The sequence below is a fragment of the Chryseobacterium sp. SIMBA_028 genome (assembly GCF_046535285.1).
Lineage (GTDB): Bacteria > Bacteroidota > Bacteroidia > Flavobacteriales > Weeksellaceae > Chryseobacterium.
The window spans coordinates 403,983-422,648 of record NZ_JAWRWZ010000002.1 but is presented as its reverse complement, the minus strand read 5'-3'; the positions used below and the strand labels follow the sequence as shown (position 1 = coordinate 422,648).

At 35.8% G+C, this 18,666-nt stretch carries 15 protein-coding genes; 2 read left to right on the top strand and 13 right to left on the bottom strand.

The annotated features are described in order from the left end of the window. Positions 1 to 27: 27 nt before the first annotated feature. The gene (locus SCA31_RS04070) at positions 28 to 1,035 is read left to right on the top strand and encodes a hypothetical protein (RefSeq protein WP_410695561.1); all 1,008 of its coding nucleotides are present in this window, start codon (positions 28 to 30) and stop codon (positions 1,033 to 1,035) included. Between the two features lie 188 nt (positions 1,036 to 1,223). Here the strand turns inward: SCA31_RS04070 and SCA31_RS04065 are convergent, their stop codons facing one another. From SCA31_RS04065 to SCA31_RS04025, 9 genes are all read right to left on the bottom strand, one after another. Beyond that, entirely contained in the window at positions 1,224 to 2,279 is a 1,056-nt protein-coding gene (locus tag SCA31_RS04065; protein WP_410695560.1) for an alpha/beta hydrolase, read from the bottom strand. Next, complete coding sequence (locus SCA31_RS04060) at positions 2,263 to 3,531, bottom strand: PepSY-associated TM helix domain-containing protein (RefSeq protein ID WP_410695559.1); 1,269 nt, start codon at positions 3,529 to 3,531, stop codon at positions 2,263 to 2,265. Before SCA31_RS04060 ends, SCA31_RS04065 begins: the two co-directional genes overlap by 17 nt. Positions 3,532 to 3,798: 267 nt before the next feature. Beyond that, positions 3,799 to 5,973, bottom strand: a complete 2,175-nt coding sequence (locus tag SCA31_RS04055; RefSeq protein ID WP_410695558.1) for a TonB-dependent siderophore receptor — start codon at positions 5,971 to 5,973, stop codon at positions 3,799 to 3,801. 212 nt (positions 5,974 to 6,185) lie between these two features. Then, on the bottom strand, positions 6,186 to 6,686 hold the full coding sequence (locus SCA31_RS04050) for a hypothetical protein (RefSeq protein WP_410695557.1): 501 nt from the start codon (positions 6,684 to 6,686) through the stop codon (positions 6,186 to 6,188). A 156-nt stretch (positions 6,687 to 6,842) separates the two neighbouring features. After that, complete coding sequence (locus SCA31_RS04045) at positions 6,843 to 7,214, bottom strand: hypothetical protein (RefSeq protein WP_410695556.1); 372 nt, start codon at positions 7,212 to 7,214, stop codon at positions 6,843 to 6,845. Between the two features lie 128 nt (positions 7,215 to 7,342). Beyond that, complete coding sequence (gene carB / locus SCA31_RS04040) at positions 7,343 to 10,522, bottom strand: carbamoyl-phosphate synthase large subunit (RefSeq protein ID WP_410695555.1); 3,180 nt, start codon at positions 10,520 to 10,522, stop codon at positions 7,343 to 7,345. A 47-nt stretch (positions 10,523 to 10,569) separates the two neighbouring features. Further along, positions 10,570 to 10,932 carry a four helix bundle protein gene (locus SCA31_RS04035; RefSeq protein ID WP_273005408.1) on the bottom strand — a complete coding sequence of 121 codons (363 nt, stop codon included), beginning with the start codon at positions 10,930 to 10,932 and terminating at the stop codon, positions 10,570 to 10,572. A gap of 11 nt (positions 10,933 to 10,943) precedes the next feature. Further along, positions 10,944 to 12,026, bottom strand: a complete 1,083-nt coding sequence (locus tag SCA31_RS04030) for a carbamoyl phosphate synthase small subunit (RefSeq protein WP_410695554.1) — start codon at positions 12,024 to 12,026, stop codon at positions 10,944 to 10,946. A 147-nt stretch (positions 12,027 to 12,173) separates the two neighbouring features. Continuing rightward, on the bottom strand, positions 12,174 to 13,064 hold the full coding sequence (locus SCA31_RS04025) for an aspartate carbamoyltransferase catalytic subunit (RefSeq protein WP_410695553.1): 891 nt from the start codon (positions 13,062 to 13,064) through the stop codon (positions 12,174 to 12,176). Positions 13,065 to 13,304: 240 nt separating this feature from the next. Here SCA31_RS04025 and SCA31_RS04020 point away from each other — a divergent pair, with 240 nt between their 5' ends. Beyond that, positions 13,305 to 13,766, top strand: a complete 462-nt coding sequence (locus tag SCA31_RS04020) for an Lrp/AsnC family transcriptional regulator (RefSeq protein ID WP_106916142.1) — start codon at positions 13,305 to 13,307, stop codon at positions 13,764 to 13,766. Positions 13,767 to 14,140: 374 nt separating this feature from the next. Here SCA31_RS04020 and argH read toward each other — a convergent pair whose 3' ends face one another. The 4 genes from argH to SCA31_RS04000 all read right to left on the bottom strand — a co-directional run bounded on the left by argH (position 14,141) and on the right by SCA31_RS04000 (position 18,610). Next, positions 14,141 to 15,445: an argininosuccinate lyase gene (gene argH / locus SCA31_RS04015; RefSeq protein ID WP_410695552.1), complete on the bottom strand. Its 1,305-nt coding sequence runs from the start codon at positions 15,443 to 15,445 to the stop codon at positions 14,141 to 14,143. A 267-nt stretch (positions 15,446 to 15,712) separates the two neighbouring features. Then, the gene (locus SCA31_RS04010) at positions 15,713 to 16,795 is read right to left on the bottom strand and encodes a M20 family metallo-hydrolase (protein WP_410695551.1); all 1,083 of its coding nucleotides are present in this window, start codon (positions 16,793 to 16,795) and stop codon (positions 15,713 to 15,715) included. Beyond that, positions 16,770 to 17,564, bottom strand: a complete 795-nt coding sequence (gene argB / locus SCA31_RS04005) for an acetylglutamate kinase (protein ID WP_410695550.1) — start codon at positions 17,562 to 17,564, stop codon at positions 16,770 to 16,772. Before argB ends, SCA31_RS04010 begins: the two co-directional genes overlap by 26 nt. Before the next feature lie 92 nt (positions 17,565 to 17,656). Next, a complete protein-coding gene (locus SCA31_RS04000) occupies positions 17,657 to 18,610 on the bottom strand; it encodes an N-acetylornithine carbamoyltransferase (RefSeq protein ID WP_410695549.1) in 954 nt (317 codons plus the stop codon). Between the last annotated feature and the right edge of the window lie 56 nt (positions 18,611 to 18,666).

The window sequence follows — 18,666 nt, the reverse complement described above, 5'->3', positions numbered from 1 at the left end:
CTTACGATATTCAAAAAAATCTTAATAATGAAATTTAATACAGCCTTAGTGCTTTTATCATTACAACTGATGATTATAAGCTGTAAAAAAGATGAAAAACAACCTGTTCAGAATCAAACCAATGTACCGGGTGATTCTATAAAAACAGTAGTAAAGACAGAAGATGAAATAGATTTTAAGAATTTTCACATTTTCAATGTTTCTACCATGCAGCGTAATGAGCTGATGGATACCTTTATCTCTGTATCTGACATTTACAGTGATTCTAACTCTGTTCCGGCAGATATCCTTAAAAAACAAAAAGAACTTCCTTTTGATAAGCTATCCTATCTTGAGCTTGATGAACAGTACAAACAAAAGATGCTTACGGGAATTCACCTCACTGAAAATGACTCTTTGTATCTTTACAACTATGGGACTAATAAGCTGCAAAAATTTCCGGTACGCCAGTTAAAAGCCGTTGCCTATTTATCTCCTTATACCACTGAAGGGGAAGAAATTGATGCAGGTTCTTATATGCTTGGCTTCCAGATTGACAATCAGAAAAGCAATGAGATTTTTGATAAGTATGCGAATGTTGTTGCTTATTTTGGAAACAAGAATCCATTTGTAGAAAATAAGATGAAGATGATTAAATGGGAAAAAGCAAGGACTGATGTTCAGAAAAAATATTTCTCCGGTTCAAAGCTTAGATATGGAGGTACTTTCCAGGCCAAATATGATAACATGACCTATTATGTACAGGATCTTCTTGAAGAGTATGGAACCCAGGAACGCAAACTATTGGTCATTAATGATCAGAATGAAAAAATATTTGAAAAAACCTTTTCCATGGATGATGGCACAGAATTCAATCCTCTTGAGAAAATGGAAAATGATGAAGCCCATAATTATGCACAATGGACCGGTCATCTTTTTAAAGGAAAGGCTCCTGTAGTTTTTGGCTTTATTTCTCCATCTTTTGGCTGTCCTGCCATTACATTGATAGATAAGGATAAGACCGAGCTGAGTATCAATTGTGACAATAGACACTAGTCAAAAAGAAAGATCATGAGTGGGCTTTAACTACTCAGCTAAAATCTATACTTTTTTCTTAAAACATATCAAAAAAAGCAAATCTGTACTATTTACAGATTTGCTTTTTTATTTTAGCTTTAAAAATTATGAGGCAGATTGAATAATACCAATCTACCCCACTTTCCATCCTATTTATAGCATTTCAATTATTTAATCTTAGGATAAAGCTTGTTTTTCAGGTTCATAAAATAAGTTTCAGACTCTTTAAAGTCATTGCTTTTCATGAACTTAAGAACTACATTCAGATAGGCTTCTGACGGAGTAAATTTGACACCCATTTTCTCAGAAAACTTTTTATAGTCTTCTTCCAGTAAGCCCGGATTTTTGGTAAGCTGCTTAATATCTGTTCTGAACCCTTTAAATATAAATTTTAAAGCTTCATAATTTCCAGGATACGAAACTGTTCCATGTACTTCTCCTTCAAAAAAGCGGTGCTTGTAGTTCAGAGTTCCGTTTTTCTCTACAATTCCTTTAAATTCTTCAATGGCCTGTGTCATATCAGAGTTCCAGTTTTTCTGTTGTTCTTCATTGTCGGCCTGAGAAACATAGAGGGATTTATTGGCAGGAAATTTCTTATTCTTTTCCAAATAATCTTTTGTTCTGGAGAGGGTAACCTTATTATCCCACCATAAGCTTGGATCATTGGCCACATAGGCATTGAAGTAATCCGGATGAGAAAGAAAAACATTGATGGCAAAAAGACCACCGAATGAGTGTCCCACCAATACAGAATAATCCTGAGTTCTATAGTTTTTACTGATAAACGGTTTTAGTTCTTCCTGCATGAATTTTACAAAATTCTCACTTCCCCCGCTGTCAGCAAAAAGGGTTATATTAGGATTCACAGGACTTTTCTTTCCAGCCTTTGTAGGGGTAAGATCTCTTGTTCGCTCTGTATTTTTAATTCCTACAACAATACATTCCGGAATATCTGCATAGGGAGTTCTCGCTATAAAATCTGCCATCCCTGTATAATATTCAAAGTTGATTTCTCCGTCTAAAAGATAGATTACGGGATACTTTGCGGGGCTGATTGTATGATCATTATAGGTTTTTGGAAGGTGAACTGAGATTTCCCTGTTTTCATTTAAAGCCTTTGAAAATAGGGTCTGTTTCTCTCCTATTACCATCTTTTCCTGAGCCTTCCCAAGTGTAAAGAATGAAAATAGAGATAGATATAAAATTTTAAACCAATTGTTCATGGTGCGATTCTTTTCTGTGTTGATGAATATTATTAATTTCTTTGCCTTTTTTGGTGGACTTATTTCGTCTTCCCCACCAAATCAGGAATCCAGTAACGGGAAGACTGGTACAGATAATTCCGATGACGAAAGTGAAGATCTTTCCAAACATTCCGCCCCAATAGCCTACATGCAGATCGAAATTCATGTGTTCAATCACTTCATGCATCTGAACTTCTTTCGGATAGTTGATTTCATCTCCTGTATATTTACTGACTTCTTTACTTTTCCCATCAGAAATGCTTTTTAAGCCTATAAACTTAGCAGCAATTACGTTGTAAACCGTCGTAGAATCCTTTCGTGGGACACTCATTCTGATCTGCTTTGCCTGAGGAATTTCTTTAAAATTTCTGTCAATAAAGTCGGTAAAAGACAATGCTTTTTTATCAGGATCGAATGTAGGCTCATACTTTTCTGCAATCTTATGAGGATCTGCAACTCCTCCGAAAACTTCCTGAGTAAGATCTGTTAAAACCTTATAGGCCATAATTAATCCTGTAATGGTAATAAATACTGCAGGTAATAATGAATAGAACCCAAAAACATTATGAAAATCATAGTTTTTTCTACGCCATTTTGTTCCTGATTTAATTTTAAATGCAGTAGTTCTTGTTGTTTTGTTCCATTTTTTTGGCCACCAAAGAATGAGACCACCAATCAATTGAACAAAAAAGATGATGGACGCTATTCCCACCACTGTTTTCCCGAATTTACCCGCCAACAATTGAGCATGAATATGGGCTACCACATAGAAGAATTCATAGCTTTTCGTAGAGCCCATGACTTTTCCTGTGTACGGATCTAGATAATGATAAGCGAATACCCCTCTTGGACCACGGCCTTTTGGTTTTGCTGCTTTATCTGTATTTTTTTCCTTAGGAGGTTTGGTTGCTGATGCTACCCTAAAAGTTCTGTCTGCTTCTTTGTAAGTATCGAAATAAAATGCTTTTCTATCCGGAACCTGCTGATGAAATTGTGCCAACAGCTGTTCGGGTGACATTTTTTTTGCGTTGGCCGGAGCCTGAACATATTTTGCGCTTCCACCGCACAGGTCAATAATTTCATCACAGAAGACAAATACAGTTCCTGAAAGTGTGACCGTAAGTACAATGATTCCGGAAACGAGTCCGAGCCAGAGATGCAGCCATCCTGTGATTCTTTTGGTGAGGGATTTTCCCTGCTTTTTCTTTGTATTAGTTTTTTTGTTTTCCATATCCAGTTTTGTAAATGATTTCAAAAGTAACCGATCACTAAAAGATTGATGTATGCCGGATATACGCAAAGACGAAAAAAAGGATTAGTAAGTTTGAGTTATAAGATGTAAGAATCTGAAATTGATCAAATTTATGAATGCGTGTTAAAAATCTAATTATTAAATATATGATTTTCTCACCCCTTAAAAACGTTATAATCGTCTCAACGGCTTTGCGTTCTCCAGCCCATAGTTATTTTGAAAAAATATTTTTTGTTTTTAAGTTTTTTAAAATTTGAAAGCGAAATTGGCAAGAATTTCTCTCGGCTTCTGTGGCTGGCCGTAGAAGTTCCAGTACATTTGATTCAAGGCATTGTTCATCTTCAAACCAATTCTGTATTTTTTCTTGTCATAGAAAATAGTGGCTCCCACTGAAGTGTATGATGGTGCCAGAAAATGGTTTGTAATATTGATATACGTTTTATCTACAAAATTAAATCCAGCTCCAAACCCAAGTCCTTCAAAAGCTCCATTCATAACTTTATAGCTCGTCCAGAAGTTGGCTACATGCTTAGGAGTCCATGCACTTCTTTTTCCCGCGTCTTTGCTTCTGTCATCAAATTTATTGTCGTTATACCCATAACCGGCAACAATATTCCATCCCTTAAATGGATTTGCTACAAGATCTATCTCAAAACCTTGGTTCTTGATATTACCATCTTGAATATAAAGTCCGGTAATTCCTGATGGATCAGCAATTAGACGATTTTTAATTCTCATGTTATAATAACTCACCGTTGTTAAAAGTTTTTTCCCAAATAAATCAACTTTAAAACCTGCTTCAAACTGATTTCCTTGTTCAGGCTTATACTCGATGAAAGTATTTCCTGATTTATCTCTTGAATCCCTTGTAGGAGCTACATTTTTAAAACCGTTTACATAGTTTGCAAAGAATGAAATTTCATTTTTAACGATCTCATAAACTAAACCAAATTTCGGAGCAAATTGAGTCTGTGTATATTCACCCTTACCTTCCACTCCATTGGTAATGATATTGTTATTTTTATAGTTGTCCATTCTTAAACTCGCCATCACCAATAGATTATCTGTAATATTAAGAACGTCAGAGGCATATACACTGAATGTTCTGGATTGGGTAACATCGTAGTTTGTAGGTTTTATCATACTGTTTGGATCGTTGGGAATTCTTTCCAGGTTTTCTACTAAACTTCTGGATATTGGCTGCCATGGTGAAGATTCATTGAGCTTAATGATATCGTAGGGAGCAAAAACTGACCCTTTTGTATCATCTTTTGAGGTCTTAAACATCCCATACTGATTTTTAGTGGTCTGCTGATAATAATCTAATCCCACCACCAAACGGTTTCTAAGGTTTCCTATTTTAAAGTCTCCAATAAAGTTCTGCTGAATATTATCTGTTGTAATTTTATAGCTGTCAAAAGGACGAATTCCTCTGCTTACCGTATTATTATCGATATAGCTTAAAACAAGAAATATTGATCCGTTTTCATTAGCTTCACCTCTTTGATAAGATGTTCTGGAAGTCCATTGATCATTGAATTTATGGGTAACTTCAGCCATCGTTACAAAATTGGTTCTTTTTGATCCAATGTCGTTACTTGTAAATGACCTGTCATGGGCTCCTGCAAGGTCTTTCATAGAATGCAGTGTCAATTTCTCAGATTGTCTTACATAGGCATTCAGTGTTTTTTCCGGTGAATGGAATTCTGTATCCAATGTTACCGTTGTTTTGTCGCTTACCTTATATAAAATACTTCCTGAGAAAAACAGACCTTTGTTATATCCTGCATCCTGGAAAGAGTCTTGAGAATAGGCTGCTACATTAAATCTCGCTAAAGCTGTTTTTTCTTTATTTAAAGGAGTGTTTACGTCTGCTGTAATTCTGTTCATTCCCCAGCTTCCGGTGGTATAGTTGATGATTCCACCGAAGTTCTCCTGTGGCTTTTTAGTCACCACATTTACAACACCACCATAGTTTGCCAAGGTTCCTCCAAATAAGGTTCCTGATGGTCCTTTGATTACTTCCACTCTTTCAATATTGGCAATTTCCGACTGTACTCTTGGGTTTTGAGTCAATCCGTTTCTGAAGCTGGCATTAGAACTAAACCCCCTCAGAAAGACATCATTTCCACTGTCGTTCACACTATTACTTACTACTACACCCGGCGCTGAAGCCATTGCCGTATTGAAATCGGTAGCGCCCATTTCGCTGATGATTTCTTTTGGAACAAGATTGTAAACGGTTGGATTTTCAAGGTTTTCCAGAGGAAGCCTTGCCACGGATTCGGATTTTTTGGTTCTGTAGTTATGAGTTCCCTGAAGTGATACGGACTGGATCTCAGCCACTTTTAGGGTGTCACTTTCCTGTCCATAGAGCATGGTTACTGCCAATAAAGATGCAGAAATAATCGTTTTTTTCATTTTTATAATTAAGCTAGTGTCGCAAAATTAATTTATTTTTATTAATTCTAAATAAAAATATGATACAAATCATAAAATTTGTTAATAAAAAAAGACCATAAATAAAGGGTTTCCGAATAATCGAAAACCCTTTATTTACTGAGAGTATGATATGCTTTAGGCTAAATATTTACCTAGCTTCTTTACATTTTTCATAAAATTATTATATTTTTTTACATTATTGCAGCGCTCATCATAGACATATAGTAGTTGGCACAATGCAGTGAAACCATCATTAATATTTCTTTCTTAGAAAATCTTTCAAAAGCATCGGAACTTATCATCTGATATTCGTAATCCATTAAATTCCATTTTAAGCTTGGCTTCATAATCAACAATTCTGATCCAATTTTGTCTGTAAGAACAAATGACTCTTTAAAAATTCCCCTATGTTTAAAAACACAACTTTCTTTTACTCCATCAAAATAGGTCTGTACAATAATTTCGCCATTCCAGTTCATCCTGAATTTCAAGAGTACTTTATCATCTTCCTTTAATTCTATTGTTGTTCCCCAAAATCCCTTTGGCTCTACCTGATAGCTTTGATGATCTGCAATATCAATGATTGCATTAAACTTAAACCAATTCTTATAAGAAAGTGTCCCTATTAATTTGTCGTCTTTCGTAACTTCAAAATTTAAGGAATTGTTTGATTTTGCATAATATTCTGCCATGGTTATATTTTAATTTGGTGGAATTTTTATTAGTCTTTAAAAATAATAACAGCCTGAATTTTAACGCTCTAATTTATAAATAATTCGGTAAAAATAAATGTATTTTTAAGCTGGTGTGATAAAAATACTTGATAATGAGTTGGGAGTTATGCTTTTTCAATCAAGTTTTTCATAATAATGATTTGAATCTGCATTTAGAATAATCTTAGGTTTTTCAAAAAACCCATTTAAAAAATAGGTTTTATAAACAGCTGGCTGACCAAAATCTGTATAATGAAGTTCTATTTCAGGATTTAATCCATTATATAATTTATATGTACCCATTCCATAAAATTTACTTTTAAATGTATTGTCTTCATATAAAACTAAAGTATCAGCGGTATGAGGAGCTTCCACACAGCAAATTGGCTCATCAAAATTCATGTTAATATATTTTCCATAGATATACTGCTTTTTTAATGGAAAATTGATATTGAGAATAAATACAACTCCTAATACAAAAGTGAGTGCAAAAAGTATTTTTTTCATAGAATAATTAATAATGCCACGATATTCTTTTTAATCGAAATATTTACTGCCCTAAATTATAGAATTTATATAGAAAAAACCCCGCAAGAAAACTTACGGGGTTTACAATATTTATTTTGTATTCGAAATTACATCGTCTCCATTTTGAAGCTCATGCTTTCGATTACTTTTAAGATCGCTTCTACTGTATCCATTGATGTTAGACAAGGGACACCGTTTTCAACGCTCATTCTTCTGATTTGGAATCCGTCTCTTTCAGCTTGTTTCCCTTTTGTAGTGGTATTTACAACATACTGAACTTTTCCTTTCTGGATCAGATCGATAAGGTTTACACTTTCTTCTCCGATTTTGTATCCGATTTTACAAGGGATTCCTTTTTCGCCAAAGAATTTCGCAGTTCCTTCTGTAGCCCAGATTCTGAATCCTACTTCATGGAATCTTGCTGCTAAGTCAGCTGCTTCTTCTTTGTGCTTATCTGCTACTGTGAAAAGGATAGATCCATGCATAGGAACTTTTCTTCCTGCTGCTACAAGACCTTTGTAAAGAGCTTTTTCAAGAGTTGTATCTTTCCCCATAACTTCTCCTGTAGACTTCATTTCCGGTCCTAAAGAGATATCAACCTTTGTTAGTTTTGAGAAAGAGAATACCGGTACTTTTACAAAGACTCCTTCTTTGTTTGGAACTAGGCCATCTTTATACCCTAGATCCGTTAGTTTCTGACCTAAGATTGCTTTTGTAGCAAGGTTAGCCATTGGAACCTCTGTAATTTTGGATAAGAAAGGAACTGTTCTTGAAGAACGAGGATTCACCTCGATCACATATACATTTCCTTCGAAAAGTACGTATTGAATGTTCATCAATCCAATAACCTTAAGACCTTTTGCCAATCTTTTTGTATAATCTACTAAGGTATCAATTTCGCTTTGTAAAATATTCTGTGGTGGATATACTGCGATTGAGTCTCCGGAGTGTACTCCCGCTCTTTCAATATGCTCCATAATCCCAGGGATTACCACTGTTTCACCGTCACAGATTGCATCTACTTCAATTTCCTTTCCTACCATGTATTTGTCAACCAAAACAGGATGTTCAGGGCTTGCGTCTACCGCGTTCTCCATATAGTGAGCCAGTTCTGCTTCAGCATATACAATTTCCATTGCTCTACCTCCAAGAACGTAGCTTGGACGAACCAATACCGGATAACCGATTTCGTTGGCAATTTCTATTGCTTCTTCCTTAGATGTTGACGTTCTTCCTTTTGGTTGAGGAATCCCCATCTCCTGTAGAGCTTTTTCAAATTTGTCTCTGTTTTCAGCTCTGTCAAGGTCTTCCAGAGAAGTTCCCAGGATTTGTACTCCGTGAGAAGCTAATTTATCTGCAAGGTTAATTGCTGTCTGCCCTCCAAACTGAACGACTACTCCTTTTGGTTTTTCAAGATCAATGATATTCATTACATCTTCCTCTGTAAGAGGCTCGAAGTATAATTTATCTGAGATTGAGAAGTCTGTGGAAACCGTTTCAGGGTTGTTATTGATGATGATCGCTTCGTATCCCATTTCTTTGATGGCCCAAACTGAGTGAACAGTTGCATAGTCAAATTCAACACCTTGTCCGATTCTGATAGGTCCTGAACCTAGTACAATGATTTTTTCTTTATCTGAAACTACACTTTCATTTTCTTCTTCATAGGTTCCGTAGAAGTATGGTGTTTCACTTTCGAACTCAGCAGCACAAGTGTCTACCATTTTGTAAACCGGCATCACTCCGTTTTCTTTTCTGAAGTTGAAAATCTCACGTTCTTTTACCTCCCAAAGAACAGCAATATTGATATCTGCAAATCCTAATTTTTTAGCCTGGATAAGAGTTTCTTTATCGAATTTATTTTCAGCAATTACTTTTTCGAAGTCAACTAGTTTCTTCATTTTCCAGATGAAGAACTTATCAATTTTACTCCATTCTACAATCTGTTCCCAATCGTAACCTCTTCTTAAAGCATCACCAATGATGAATAATCTCTCATCATCACAAACTCTGATTCTTCTTTCAATTTCTTCAGCAGTAAGTGCCTGAGCTTGTTTTGTTTTTAATCCTAAGTGCTTAATTCCAGTTTCTAAAGAACGGATTGCTTTTTGTAAAGACTCCTCGAAGTTTCTTCCAATCGCCATTACTTCACCCGTTGCTTTCATCTGGGTAGAAAGTCTTCTGTCTGCAGTTTCGAATTTATCGAATGGGAATCTTGGAAACTTAGTGACCACATAATCCAGAGCAGGTTCGAAACATGCGTATGTTTTTCCTGTTACCGGGTTCATTATTTCATCCAGTGTTAATCCTACTGCAATTTTTGCCGCGATCTTTGCAATCGGATACCCTGTTGCCTTACTCGCTAACGCTGATGAACGGGAAACTCTTGGATTCACCTCAATGATGTAATACTCGAAAGAGTGTGGGTCTAAAGCCAGCTGTACGTTACATCCACCCTCAATTCCAAGAGCTCTGATGATTTTAAGAGAAGCATTTCTCAGTAACTGATACTCTCTGTCTGAAAGGGTTTGAGAGGGTGCCACTACAATTGAGTCTCCTGTATGAACTCCTACAGGATCTATATTTTCCATGTTACAAACCACAATCGCGTTGTCGTTTGCATCACGCATTACTTCGTATTCAATTTCCTTGAAACCTGCAATTGATTTTTCAATAAGACACTGTGTTACCGGGCTATATTTCAAACCAAGTTCAGCAATTTCCTTTAGTTCTGCTTCTGTGGAAGCAATACCACCTCCGGTACCTCCCATTGTAAAGGCAGGACGAACAATTACAGGATAACCAATTTCATCAGCAAAAGCAATAGCTCCTTCTACTGTATTTACAATATCAGACTCAGGAACCGGTTCGTTCAACTCTCTCATCAATTCACGGAAAAGGTCTCTGTCTTCTGCTCTGTTGATGGCAGAAAGCGTCGTTCCTAATACTTCCACTTTACATTCTTCAAGAATTCCTGATTTTTCCAACTCTACTGCCATGTTCAGTCCTGTTTGACCTCCAAGTGTTGGTAATAATGCATCCGGACGTTCTTTTCTGATGATGTGGCTTACAAACTGTAATGAAATCGGCTCGATATATACTTTATCAGCGATTTCCACATCCGTCATGATTGTTGCAGGGTTTGAATTGATCAAAATTACCTTGTAGCCTTCTTCCTTTAAAGACAGACAAGCCTGCGTTCCTGCGTAATCAAATTCAGCTGCCTGACCAATGATGATAGGTCCTGAACCGATTACTAAAATTGTTTTTATATCGTTTCTTTTCATAGGGTTTTAAAATGTAACAATTTATCAATTTAACAGTGTAACAATATTTACAAACCGTTCTCTTTTGATAAACTTGTGCTTAAAATTTTATAAATAATTTTTCCAATTTCTATAATCTGCGCTTCTAATTTTTCTTCAAATGGGTAACTTTGAGAATGCTTACACAGATATAACCAATATTTTGTTTCTTCAAGTTCTTTGGCAGCAATTTTCATTTTATTCACAAAGTCTTTTTTACTGTAAGGATTTTGTGCTTCAAAAGAATTTGCACCTATACTTGTGCCCGAACGTAATAATTGTTTAGCAATAACAAATTTCTTTTTACTTTCCAATAATTCACAGAACTCTATAATATCTAAAGAGAATTTAACTGTTTTTTCAATTAAAGGATTGTTTTCGAAATTGATCATTTTAATTATTGTTAAACTGGTACATTTTTAAATTGGTACATTAGATCAATAAACTCATCAAACAGGTAGTTTGCGTCCTCTGGGCCTGGGCTAGCTTCAGGGTGATACTGAACAGAGAAGCAAGGATGGATCTTATGTTTTAACCCTTCGTTTGTTCTGTCGTTCAATGCGATGTGAGTTTCGATAAGGTCTGTTCCTTTCAAACTTTCCTGATCTACTGCGTAACCGTGGTTTTGGGAAGTAATAGCTACTGTATTTTTTTCCAGATCCAATACCGGGTGGTTTCCTCCTCTGTGTCCGAATTTCAATTTGAAAGTTTTTGCTCCACAAGCAAGACCAATTAACTGGTGCCCTAAACAGATTCCGAAAATGGGAACTTTTCCTAGTAATCCTCTAATCATATCTAAAGCATGTGGTACATCTTCCGGATCTCCAGGACCGTTTGAAAGCATGATTCCATCAGGATTCATCAGTAGAATTTCTTCTGCTGTCGTATCATGAGACACTACAATGATATCACAGTTTCTTTGTGACAATTCTCTGATGATTCCCAGTTTTGCACCGAAGTCTACCAATACTACCTTGAAACCTCTGTTTGGGTTTGCATAAGGTGTTTTCGTAGAAACCTCCTCTACCTGATTGGTTGGGAAGCTTGTAGATTTCAATTCTGAAACTGTTGCATTTTCATCAGCATCAGCGTTTACAATTTTTCCTTTTACCACTCCGGAATTGCGAAGAATTCTTGTCAGTCTTCTCGTATCAATTCCTGAAATTCCTGAAAGGTTTTTCTTTTTAAATAATTCATCTAAAGTAATCTGAGTACGGAAATTGGAAGGAAGATCGCACAATTCTTTTACGATAAGCCCCTTGATTGCCGGCTCGATACTTTCATAATCATCACGGTTAATACCATAATTTCCGATAAGCGGATAGGTCATACAAACTATCTGACCGCAATACGATGGGTCAGAAATCAATTCCTGATACCCTGTCATTCCGGTATTGAAAACTACTTCTCCTGCAGTTTCCAATTCTGCTCCGAAACCTTCTCCATGAAACACTTCACCAGACTCCAGTATTAATTTTTTCTTCATTTTTAAAAATTAGATTTTCTATTATTTTTTTTGTACAATGTCAGCTGCAAAATGTATTATAATTTGACTTACGATTTGTACTTTTTACTTTTTCTTATTTGTATAATGTCGGGTATACCCTATCATATACATTATACTTTCTACAATTTACTTAAACGTAAACCCTTTTTCTTCTAACGCTTCTTTCAAGATTGCCATTCTTGCAAAGACCCCGTTTTCCATTTGCTTGAAAACTCTTGAACGTTCACATTCTACCAGATCAGAATCTATTTCTACCCCTCTGTTGATAGGTGCCGGATGCATGATAATGGCTTCTTTCTTCATAGCCTGCTCTCTTTCTTTAGTCAGGCCATATCTTTTATGATATTCAGATGCAGTAAAACTCATTGCCGCATCATGTCTCTCATGTTGGATTCTTAATAGCATCAGAACATCTACTTCAGCAATAAGCTCATCAAGTGCAAGATAAGTTCCGTTGATTAAGGCTCCCTCATCGAACCAATGTTCGGGTCCTGAGAAGTATACCTTAGCACCCAATCTTCTTAAAGCCTCAGCATTTGAATTCGCTACACGGCTGTGTTTTACATCACCTACAATTCCTACTTTTAATCCCTCAAACTTTCCAAACTCCTGATAGATTGTCATCAGATCCAACATACATTGTGATGGGTGATTTCCTGTTCCGTCTCCTCCATTGATCACAGGAATCTTAATATTCTTTAATTCCTCGAAGTATCTGTCCTTTTTATCTCGGATCACAACCAGATTTACTCCCAAACTTTCAATGGTCTTCACCGTATCATACAGACTCTCTCCTTTATTTACAGAACTGTGTGAAGCATCAAATGGAACAATCTGAAGTCCCAATTTTCTTTCTGCAATATCAAAGCTTGTCTTTGTTCTTGTGCTGTCTTCAAAGAAAAGGTTTGAGCAAAAAACTTCTCCTTCAATTTTAGCAGTTTTTCCGTTTGCAAAAGCTAATGCTTCTGTCAGTATACTGTTGATTCTCTCGGTACTTAGTTCTGTAATCGTAAACATAATTCTAATTTTTGGGCATAAAAAAAGCGAAGACAACAATCTTCGCTAATAACAATAAATATCGTAAAGGGCGCTTTCGCCCGGTAAATCTAATGATATAAATGCTTTTTTATTCATTAGGTGCAAAGATACAGAAATTTTATGAATCTACAAAAACAAAGTTTCAAATAAATTAAAACCTTTGGTATTTTCTTATTCTCATTTAAAAATGATATTTTTGTTAAAACTCAAATTAGTTTTATGGATTTAAAAGACAAAATGATTCTCAGCATTATACAGGAAGACTCCACTTTATCTGTTAAGGAAATTTCAGAAAAGATAGGTCTTACCTTTACTCCAACGTATGAAAGAATCAAACAATTGGAGAAGCATGGGATCATTGAAAAGTATGTTGGCCTCTTAAACCGTGAAAAATTGGGTTTAAATATTGTAGTCTACTGTAATGTTCGTCTCAAGGAACAATCCAAGAAAGTATTGGAAACCTTTGAAAAACATATTGGAAATCATGATGAAGTACAGGAAATCATCAGCCTTTCCGGAGAGTACGATTATATGTTAAAGATTATTGCCAAAGATATCAACTCTTATAACGAATTCGCCGTTAATGTGATTTCCAATCTTCCTAACATTGGGCAATACCACAGTTCCATAGTTTTACATGAGGTAAAAAAATCGACCAAGTTCAAGATTGATCTGGAATAATTCTTTTCACTATACCCCAAAACCGGTTTAGATTTTTGTTGAAAATTTTTGATTTTCTTACACCTTTGTGCTTATCCATCTCCTATTTATTAAAATATGCAAAGGCACAAAGGAAATTCCCAAGCTTTATGTGATAAGACGCAAAGATTTTATCTTGGATAAAATTTTGATTATCTATTTAATCTCAATTTTCAACTATACTCCATAGTTTCAAAATCAATCATCAAATTCAAAGAGCGGAATAAAAAACCATTAAGACAGTCCAAGTAAATAAGATTAAGGATTTACAAACGATAAAAAAATAAGGCGTGATCTAAAAGTAATTTTAGATTCTATATCTACTCAGACTTTTTATTATCTTAATGGTTTATATTTTAGCCCAATAATTTATTTTTCAACTTATTGAACTGATATTCTATTTTATCCAGACAAAGATTCCCTATGCTTCCCTGGTGGGTATGATCTAAGTTTCCTAACTCAAAATCAAACGCATTGTTCTCAATCTCCTGTCCTATCTTTACATAAGCATCACGGAAAGAACTTCCATTTTTCACTTCTTCATTAATCTTCTCTACGCTGAAAAGATATTTATACTTTTCATCCTCCAGAATACCATCCTTTACCTGAATATTCGGCAACGTATAGCTTAAAATCTCAAGACATTCTTTCAGGGAATCTATTGCAGGGAAAAGAATTTCCTTGGTCAATTGTACATCTCTGTGATATCCTGACGGAAGATTGTTGGTCAATAGAATTAACTCATTCGGTAAGGACTGGATTCTGTTGCACCGCGCACGAACCAACTCAAAAATATCCGGGTTCTTTTTGTGCGGCATTATACTGCTTCCTGTTGTAAATTCCTTTGGAAAGCTTATAAAATCAAAGTTTTGATTCAAATATAAACATACATCATAGGCAAATTTACCGAGTGTTCCTGCTAAGGTAGCCATTGACATTGCCAGTAGTTTTTCTGACTTTCCACGGGTCATCTGAGCATATACCGAATTATAATTCATCGACTGAAATCCCAGGTTATAGGTAGTACTTTCACGATTGATAGGGAAAGATGAACCATATCCTGCCGCGGATCCCAATGGGTTTTTATTAATGATATTCTTTATTGAAAACAGCATTTCCACATCATCCAAAAGGGCTTCTGCATACGCTCCAAACCACAATCCAAAGGATGAAGGCATGGCAATCTGCAAATGGGTATATCCCGGAAGCAGAACATTTTTATGCTGGTCTGCCAATTGAATTAAAATTTGGAAAAACTCGTCGGTAAGTGCGGTTATTTCACGAATTTCATCTAATAGGTACAGTTTAATATCCAACAAAACCTGATCATTTCTTGATCTTGCAGTATGGATTTTCTTTCCTGTATCTCCTAATTCTGCAATTAGGATTGCTTCTACCTGAGAATGGATATCCTCAGCTTCTTTATCAATTTCAAAACTCCCATCTTCAATTTTATTTAAAATATCGTTTAGTACAGATAGCATCTGTTCTGATTCTTCGTTGGAAATAATTCCGGTTTCTGCAAGCATTTTACAGTGTGCCATGGAACCTTTGACATCATATTTTGCCAAACGTTCATCAAAGTCAAGATCCTTTCCTACTGTAAAGTTGTTGACTAATATATTGGTGGCCAGGTCATCCTTTTGCCATATCTTTTTCATATAATTATCGATTTTTATGAGATCATACACCACCTTATGGTAGTTTCACAATGATCTGATTTAAAATATTTGATTGATTTTGACATGCCCAGCAAGGCGATCCTTATTACTATTAACTATAAAAAAACATGTCCCTAATGTAAAGTCGTTGTTTCTAATTATTCTTTTTTGCATAAATCCTTATTAAAAACGTAAACTTTAGCGCCTGCTGAGCGTAGTCAAAAATATATTTCAGAGGTTAGCTATTAAAAGTTTCTAAGTCCTCTTTTATAACACTTTTTCCAAAATTTGGATGTAGATATCAATCCCTTCTTCTATTTCATTAATATAGATGAATTCATCCGCAGTATGGGAGCGCCTACTGTCTCCAGGCCCCATTTTCACTGATGTGCATGGAATAATGGCCTGATCTGAAGAGGTTGGAGAGCCATAGGTGGTCCTTCCCAATTCAAGACCTGCTTTTACAAAAGGATGATCCATTTCTATTTTTGAAGAATTCAGCCTGAAAGACCTTGCCGTAAGTGCTGACTTCATTTGCGACTGAATAATTTCAAAGGCTTCTTTATTGGAATATGCATCTGTTACCCTTACATCCAGTGTGAAATTACACGCCTCAGGCACTACGTTATGCTGTACTCCGGCATGAATTCCTGACAGGGTAATTTTAACTTCACCCAGATATTCTGAAACCTTTGGAAATTTAAAGTCTAAGATACTCTGAAGATCCTGCATACATTTTACAATCGAATTATCCTCATTGGGATGAGCAGCATGAGAAGGAGTTCCTTTCATTTCCCCGTCTATCACAAGCAACCCTTTTTCTGCAATCGCCAGATTCATCTGCGTGGGTTCTCCTACAATGGCGAATTCTATATTGGGTAGTTGTGGAAACAAGGCCTCAATTCCGTCAAAACCTGAAATCTCCTCCTCTGCCGTCAAAGCAATCACTAAATTATATTTTAAATCTTCTTTATCATAAAAGTGCAGAAAAACCTGCGCCATAGAAACCAAAGAGGCTCCGGCATCATTACTTCCCAGCCCGTACAGCTTTCCGTCTTTTTCTATGGGAACAAACGGATCCAGGGTATAAGCCTTATTAGGTTTTACAGTATCATGGTGCGTATTCAGCAAAACAGAGGGTTTAAAGACATCAAAGTTCTTATTGACCGCCCAAATATTATTCTTGAAACGCTTTGTCGGGATCTGATGCTTTTTGAAAAAATTTTCAATCTCTACAGATGTATTGAATTCATCTTTACTGAAGGAAGGAATTTCAATCAAATTCTTAAGCAATCCAACTGCATTATTCAACAATTCTTCTTTATTATAAACAGATTTCAGTTCCTGCATGATGACTCTCTATATGGTTTTTCAATTCGGTTTCTTTAATGAGAAACACTTTATTTACATTATTCTTTATCGCTCCAAGAGCATTTTCAAGTTTGGGCAAAATCCCCTTGTGCAGCTTTCCTTCTTTTTTTAAAGCAGTAAAATCCTCCTCGGAAATACTTTTAATAAGGGATTTGGGATCGTCAACATTTTCCAATACTCCCAGCTTATCAAAACAATACAAGAGCTCTACTTCATACTTGGATGATAAGGCCTGTGCCATCACTGATGCAATGGTATCTGCATTGGTATTGAAAAGATTTCCCTTTTTATCGTGGGTAATCGCAGAAAATACAGGAACAAGGTTAAGTTTAATTAATTTTGAAAGCAGTTTCTTATTCACGCTTTTTTTATCAATATCTCCTACAAATCCAAAATCTATTTCCGGATGCTCTCTTTTCTTAGCCTTGATTAAGTTTCCGTCTGCACCGGAAAACCCTATGGCATTGCATTTTTTTTGCTGTAATTTTTCAACCACATTTTTGTTGATTCCTCCTGCATACACCATTGTTACAATATCCAGTGTATCTTTATCTGTAATCCTCCTTCCGTTAATCATCTTTTGCTCCACGCCAAGCCTAGCTGCCAATTCCGTAGCTAATTTTCCTCCGCCATGAACAAGGATTTTCTTTTCTTTTATTTGGGAAAACTGATCTAAAAACTGATCCAGTAATCGTTCATCATCAATGAGCGCTCCGCCTATTTTTATGATGTACATTTTATTTTTCATAAGATTAAAGGATTTGATTACTTGCGTCTTATTTTACGATTCAAAAACGCTTTTTATACAATGGATTAAATGGTTACCACCTGATTCAATTACTATTTTATATTCTCTAATATTTCGCTGAACACTGCCTGTGCTGAGAAAATACGATTCTTTGCCTGCTGATAGATGATTGAATTCTCCCCGTCCATAACCTCATCGCTTAATTCAACATTACGACGAACAGGAAGGCAGTGCATCACCTTTGCCTGATTGGTATTAGCCAGTTTTTCATTCGTCAGCATCCAGTCTCCTTTTACTTCCGGCATTGCGGCATAATCATCAAATGAAGACCAATTTTTCACATAGATAAAGTCTGCATCTTTTAATGCCTCATCCTGATCGTAAATTACTTGTACATCTTTTGTAAAGTTTTTATCCAGATCATATCCCTCAGGATTAGTGATCACCAATTCAACGTCCATTTCCTGCATCCATTCTGCAAATGAATTTCCTACAGCATGAGCAATGGGTTTAATATGTGGTGCCCAGGTTAAAACCACTTTGGGCTTATGATCTTTCTTCCAGTTTTCTGTAATGGTGATACAATCTGCCAAACTTTGCAACGGGTGACGGGTTGCTGACTCCAGGGAAACGACAGGAACTTTTGCGTGTTTTTCAAATTGACTTAGGATGCTTTCATTTACATCATCTTCTTTGCTCTTCATTCCTGCAAAACAACGAACTGCAATGATATCACAGTATTGGTTCAATACCTCAATAGCATCTTTGATGTGTTCTACTGTATCTCCGTTCATCACGGCTCCATCAGCAAATTCAAGATTCCAGGCTTCCTGCGCTGCATTTAACGTCAATACATTCAGTCCTAAGTTTTGTGCTGCAATCTGGCTGCTTAAACGGGTTCTTAGACTTGAGTTTAAGAATACCAGACCTATTGTTTTTCCTTTTCCTTTTTCTGTTTCGGAAAGAGGATTCTCTTTTATTTGTAAAGCTTTTTTTATGATTTCCTGTAAGTTTTCAACATCACTTACAGCGGTAAAATTTTTCATTTTAAATTGATTTTAAAGATTTTGTTTACACATTAACTGTTGATCTAACCGTAAAA

Bases quoted from the DNA above. Each gene is read 5' to 3' on its own strand.
- SCA31_RS04020 (WP_106916142.1), top strand. From the start codon at position 13,305: ATGGATTTAAAAGACAAAATGATTCTCAGCATTATACAGGAAGACTCC.
- SCA31_RS04045 (WP_410695556.1), bottom strand. From the start codon at position 7,214: ATGAAAAAAATACTTTTTGCACTCACTTTTGTATTAGGAGTTGTATTT.
- SCA31_RS04065 (WP_410695560.1), bottom strand. From the start codon at position 2,279: ATGAACAATTGGTTTAAAATTTTATATCTATCTCTATTTTCATTCTTT.
- SCA31_RS04055 (WP_410695558.1), bottom strand. From the start codon at position 5,973: ATGAAAAAAACGATTATTTCTGCATCTTTATTGGCAGTAACCATGCTC.
- argB (WP_410695550.1), bottom strand. From the start codon at position 17,564: ATGAAAAATAAAATGTACATCATAAAAATAGGCGGAGCGCTCATTGAT.
- SCA31_RS04000 (WP_410695549.1), bottom strand. From the start codon at position 18,610: ATGAAAAATTTTACCGCTGTAAGTGATGTTGAAAACTTACAGGAAATC.
- SCA31_RS04025 (WP_410695553.1), bottom strand. From the start codon at position 13,064: ATGTTTACGATTACAGAACTAAGTACCGAGAGAATCAACAGTATACTG.
- argH (WP_410695552.1), bottom strand. From the start codon at position 15,445: ATGAAAAAGATATGGCAAAAGGATGACCTGGCCACCAATATATTAGTC.
- SCA31_RS04070 (WP_410695561.1), top strand. From the start codon at position 28: ATGAAATTTAATACAGCCTTAGTGCTTTTATCATTACAACTGATGATT.
- SCA31_RS04035 (WP_273005408.1), bottom strand. From the start codon at position 10,932: ATGATCAATTTCGAAAACAATCCTTTAATTGAAAAAACAGTTAAATTC.
- SCA31_RS04060 (WP_410695559.1), bottom strand. From the start codon at position 3,531: ATGGAAAACAAAAAAACTAATACAAAGAAAAAGCAGGGAAAATCCCTC.
- SCA31_RS04010 (WP_410695551.1), bottom strand. From the start codon at position 16,795: ATGCAGGAACTGAAATCTGTTTATAATAAAGAAGAATTGTTGAATAAT.
- SCA31_RS04050 (WP_410695557.1), bottom strand. From the start codon at position 6,686: ATGGCAGAATATTATGCAAAATCAAACAATTCCTTAAATTTTGAAGTT.
- carB (WP_410695555.1), bottom strand. From the start codon at position 10,522: ATGAAAAGAAACGATATAAAAACAATTTTAGTAATCGGTTCAGGACCT.
- SCA31_RS04030 (WP_410695554.1), bottom strand. From the start codon at position 12,026: ATGAAGAAAAAATTAATACTGGAGTCTGGTGAAGTGTTTCATGGAGAA.